Origin of the sequence: Gemmobacter nanjingensis (assembly GCF_014652195.1) — a bacterium.
GTDB classification, from domain to species: domain Bacteria; phylum Pseudomonadota; class Alphaproteobacteria; order Rhodobacterales; family Rhodobacteraceae; genus Gemmobacter; species Gemmobacter caeni.
Genome location: NZ_BMYI01000058.1, coordinates 1 through 4,027, shown reverse-complemented (window position 1 = coordinate 4,027; position 4,027 = coordinate 1). Strand labels below are relative to the sequence as shown.

Annotated in this window: 6 protein-coding genes; 2 read left to right on the top strand and 4 right to left on the bottom strand. The window is 66.1% G+C overall.

The window, feature by feature from the left end; translation table 11 throughout:
- Positions 1–10 precede the first annotated feature (10 nt).
- Genes IE126_RS25475 through IE126_RS25460 form a run of 4 tightly spaced genes read right to left on the bottom strand, consistent with a single transcriptional unit; the run spans position 11 to position 1,722 of the window.
- Entirely contained in the window at positions 11–442 is a 432-nt protein-coding gene (locus tag IE126_RS25475) for a DUF488 domain-containing protein (RefSeq protein WP_189383178.1), read from the bottom strand.
- Positions 442–777 (bottom strand): carboxymuconolactone decarboxylase family protein, encoded by a 336-nt coding sequence (locus IE126_RS25470; protein WP_189383176.1) that lies wholly within the window; start codon positions 775–777, stop codon positions 442–444. Before IE126_RS25470 ends, IE126_RS25475 begins: the two co-directional genes overlap by 1 nt.
- Entirely contained in the window at positions 770–1,255 is a 486-nt protein-coding gene (locus IE126_RS25465; protein ID WP_189383174.1) for a hemerythrin domain-containing protein, read from the bottom strand. The genes IE126_RS25470 and IE126_RS25465 overlap by 8 nt, the downstream gene beginning before the upstream one ends.
- Before the next feature lie 17 nt (positions 1,256–1,272).
- Entirely contained in the window at positions 1,273–1,722 is a 450-nt protein-coding gene (locus IE126_RS25460) for a group III truncated hemoglobin (RefSeq protein ID WP_189383172.1), read from the bottom strand.
- A gap of 77 nt (positions 1,723–1,799) precedes the next feature.
- On the opposite strand from IE126_RS25460, the gene IE126_RS25455 reads away from it, so the two are divergent.
- A complete protein-coding gene (locus IE126_RS25455; protein WP_189383170.1) occupies positions 1,800–2,231 on the top strand; it encodes an Rrf2 family transcriptional regulator in 432 nt (143 codons plus the stop codon).
- A 2-nt stretch (positions 2,232–2,233) separates the two neighbouring features.
- Positions 2,234–3,868, top strand: coding sequence for a cytochrome-c oxidase, cbb3-type subunit I (gene ccoN, locus IE126_RS25450; RefSeq protein WP_189383168.1), 1,635 nt, complete (start codon positions 2,234–2,236; stop codon positions 3,866–3,868).
- Positions 3,869–4,027: the final 159 nt, after the last annotated feature.

The window sequence follows — 4,027 nt, the reverse complement described above, 5'->3', positions numbered from 1 at the left end:
AATGGCCGCATCACGAGGCCGGATACATGTCAGCACCCGACACCGCGCCAAATTGCTCCCCCCAAAAAAACCTCTTGCGCAAGGGGCGGTTATACATGTTGCGCGTCTCGGCGCTTGAGGCGAACAGCAGGGTCAGCACACCATCGACCGCCATGCTGGCCAGATCACGGGCGAGATCGTCCTTCAGGGTCAGGTCATGGCGATAGCGGGCCACAAAGTCCTCCCATTGGTCGGGGTGGGCGTGGTACCAGCGACGCAACTCATCGCTGGGCGCGATCTCGCGGCACCAGGAATGCAGGCGGGCGCGGTCTTTCGACATGCCACGCGGCCAAAGCCGGTCGACGAGTACGCGATTGCCGTCTGACACCCGTGCCGCCCGGTAGATGCGTTTGACCCGAATCCGGTCGGCGGCGGCGCCGGGGATGGGCGGAACCGCGGGCATCAGTCCGCCCCGTCGCCCATGGCTTGCACGGCCTTCAGCGCATGGGCATAGCTGGCCCCTGCCCGCATCTCGGCGGCGACCCAGATCGCCTCCATGATCTGCTCGGGGCCGGCGCCCTCGCTCCGTGCGGCCTTTACATGGCCCTCGATGCACCAGGGGCATTGCGTGACATGGGCAACTGCCACGGCAATCAGCTGCTTGGTGCGCTTGTCCAACGCGCCTTCGGCAAAGACGGTCTTGGAAAACGCGCGGAAGGCATCTTCGGCCCCGGGCGCCAAGTTACGGCGGCGTTCGACTATCTCGCGCGTGGCGCGTGGCAGCGTCGGATCAGACATGGGCGGCCTCCGTCTCGAAAGGTGGGAACAGCACGTCGTTTTCCAGCCGGATATGCTCTTCCAGATCAGAGATAAATTCGCCGAGGCCAACATAGAGCGCGGTCCAGCTGCGGCAGGCCCCCTCGGGCAGGCCAAGGTCGCCAGTCAGGCGGTGGATCTCGGCCACGTCCTGGGCGTGGTCGTCATGGTCGGCACGGATCACCGCAATCGGCGTGCCGATCCCCGGGCCGCCGCCCTTGCGGATAGCCGGGAACAGGATCAGTTCTTCCTTCTTCATGTGGACCTCAAGCGCGCCGATCATGCGCTGCAAGAGGTTGGCCAGACCCTCGGGCACATGGTCGTCGCCGAAATGCACCGTCTCGACCTTTTCGGCCAGAGCGGCCAATGCGGGCAACTGCTCGCGGTGGCGGGCGTGGAACCGGGACTCGATGTGACGGGTCAGCGCGGCGGGATCATCAGTGTGCAGGCTTTGGGTCATGAGGGGACTCCTTCCTTTCAGCGAAGCGACGGCGTCATCCCGGCGCCGCAGGCGGAATCTTCCACCGCCATGTGCAGCGACCGCGCTATGCGTTCCGCGCGTTCGATCACATGCGCCGCCCCGGCGGGCGGACAAACCTCGGTCGCGGTCTGGCGGAACAGGTCCAGCCAGCGGTCGAAATGCGCCCAGGTGACGGGCAGCGTCGCGTGCGCTGGGACCGGAGCGCCGTGGTAGCGCCCGGTCATAAGCGCGACCGAGGACCAGAAGGCGACCATCCGCTCCAGATGCGTGGGCCAGTCAGTGATGCGGGCCGCGAAGACCGGACCGAGCACCTCGTCGGCGCGAACCCGGTCGTAGAAGCGATGGACCAGATTGCGCAGGATGCCTTCGTCAAGGCCGGTCTCCTGCATCAACGCGGCAGTGACCGCCGGTCGGGCCGAAGGAATGGATGGAGGGTTGAAAGTCATGTCCGGGACTCCGGTTTGGCTTGCTTTCCTGTCTAGGCCTGCTAATTGGTACTGTAAATACTTATTCAGGGACAGCCATGCGCCTTACCTCGTTCACCGATTTCGGACTGCGGATGCTGATGCGGATGGCTGGCGCGCCGGACCGGGGATTCTCGACTGCGGACCTGGCCGAGGAGTTCGGGTTGTCGCGGCACCACCTGACGAAGATCATCCAGAAACTGGCCCACGCCGGCTATGTCACCACCCGGCGCGGTGGCGGCGGCGGGGCGATGCTGGCCCGCCCTGCTGGCGAGATCCGGCTGGGGTCCATCATCCGCCTGCTCGAGGAAGGGCAGCCGCTTGTCGAATGCTTCGTGGCCGGTGGCGGAGATTGCACCATCGACGGCCGCTGCCGCCTGAAGGCGCGGTTGCGCGCGGCCGAGGCGGCTGTCCTGGCCGATCTCGACCGCTCGACGCTGGCAGACATTGCACTGCGCCCAGACCTGCGGCTGGAAGAGGAGTTTGTCTGACCATGCAGGCCTCGCTCACCACGGTGGAACGGCGGATCGGCATTGGCCTTGCCGTCCTGCTGGCGTTGGGGGGGCTGACGATTGCTGCGGCGGCGCGGCACGGGGTGATGGCGGTCCATGGAGCCATGGCGCTGGCGCTTGGGCTGGGCCTGGTATTCCGGCTGGGCGGGGCGCTTTACGATGTGGCACCTGCTGGCCTTGACCGGGCCAGCCGCTACGACGATGGCCCAACCCGTTTCGGCATCTGGATGACGCTGACCTGGGCGATGATCGGCATGGTCGCGGGCGTCTGGGTCGCGGCATTGCTCTATTGGCCAGAGGCGACACCGCCCTGGCCTGCGACCAGCTTCGGCCGCCTGCGCCCGGTCCACACCACCGGCATCATCTTCGGCTTCGGCGGCAATGCGCTGATCGCGACCTCGTTCTGGGTGGTGCAACGCACCTCGCGCGCCCGGCTGGCCGATGCGGTCAGCCCCTGGGTCATCCTGATCGGCTATAACCTGTTCTGTGCCTGGGCGGTCACCGGCTATCTGATGGGCGCGACCCAGTCCAAGGAATATGCCGAGGCGGAATGGTATGCCGACCTGTGGCTGGTCGTGGTCTGGGTGATCTACTTCGCGCTTTACCTCCGCACCCTCGCCCGCCGGGCCGAGCCGCATATCTACGTCGCCAACTGGTATTACATGGCCTTCATCCTGGTCGTGGCGATGCTGCACATCGTCAACAACATCGCCCTGCCGGTCAGCTGGGCCGGGGCGAAAAGCTATACCGTCTGGTCGGGCGTGCAGGATGCGATGATCCAGTGGTGGTACGGCCACAACGCGGTGGCCTTCTTCCTGACGGCGGGCTTCCTGGGGATGCTGTATTACTTCCTGCCCGTCCGGTCGGGCCGGCCGATCTGGTCCTACCGCCTGTCGATCCTGTCCTTCTGGGGGATCGTGTTCTTCTACATCTGGGTCGGCTCGCACCACCTGCACTACACCGCCCTGCCCTACTGGGTGCAGACGCTGGGGATGACTTTCTCGGTCATGCTGCTGGTGCCCAGCTGGGCCTCGGCCGGCAATGCCATCGCCACGCTGAACGGTGCCTGGGCCAAGGTGCGCGACGACGCCACGCTGCGCTTCATGTTCGTGGCCGCCGTGTTCTACGGCCTGTCCACGTTCGAAGGCTCGTTCCTCGCGATCCGCCCGGTGAACTCGCTTTCGCATTACACCGACTGGACCGTGGGGCACGTCCATTCCGGCACGCTGGGCTGGGTCGCCATGATCATCTTCGGCGCGATCTACACCCTGGTGCCGCAACTGGCCGGGCGCGAGGCGATGGCCTGGCCCCGCGCGATAGAGTGGCACTTCTGGCTCGCCGTGCTGGGAACCCTCGTCTACGTCGTGGCGATGTGGAACGCGGGCATCACGCAGGGGCTGATGTGGCGGGCCTATGATGCGAACGGGGCGCTCTCCTACAGCTTCCTGCAATCGGTGCAGGCGATGGCGCCCTATTACCTGCTGCGGACCCTCGGCGGGGCGATGTTCCTGGGGGGCGCGGTGCTTTGTGCGCTGAACTGCCGCGCCACGCTGCGCGAGTCCCGCACGCGCGATCTGGCCCATGACCGCCCGCTGGCGGTGCAACCGGCGGAGTAGCCCGATGGTCCTGCGCCTGCATTACAACCTGGAAAAGCTGTCGATGGGGCTGGTCGGCGCGATCATCGTCGCGGCGTCCATCGGGGGGCTGGTGGAAATCGCGCCGCTTTTCACCATCGACGAGACGGTGGAGATCCCGGCCGACCTGCGGCCCCTGAC

Excerpts from the sequence above, each read along its gene's own strand:
- IE126_RS25475 (WP_189383178.1), bottom strand. The coding sequence starts at position 442 with ATGCCCGCGGTTCCGCCCATCCCCGGCGCCGCCGCCGACCGGATTCGG.
- IE126_RS25470 (WP_189383176.1), bottom strand. The coding sequence starts at position 777 with ATGTCTGATCCGACGCTGCCACGCGCCACGCGCGAGATAGTCGAACGC.
- IE126_RS25465 (WP_189383174.1), bottom strand. The coding sequence starts at position 1,255 with ATGACCCAAAGCCTGCACACTGATGATCCCGCCGCGCTGACCCGTCAC.
- IE126_RS25460 (WP_189383172.1), bottom strand. The coding sequence starts at position 1,722 with ATGACTTTCAACCCTCCATCCATTCCTTCGGCCCGACCGGCGGTCACT.
- IE126_RS25455 (WP_189383170.1), top strand. The coding sequence starts at position 1,800 with ATGCGCCTTACCTCGTTCACCGATTTCGGACTGCGGATGCTGATGCGG.
- ccoN (WP_189383168.1), top strand. The coding sequence starts at position 2,234 with ATGCAGGCCTCGCTCACCACGGTGGAACGGCGGATCGGCATTGGCCTT.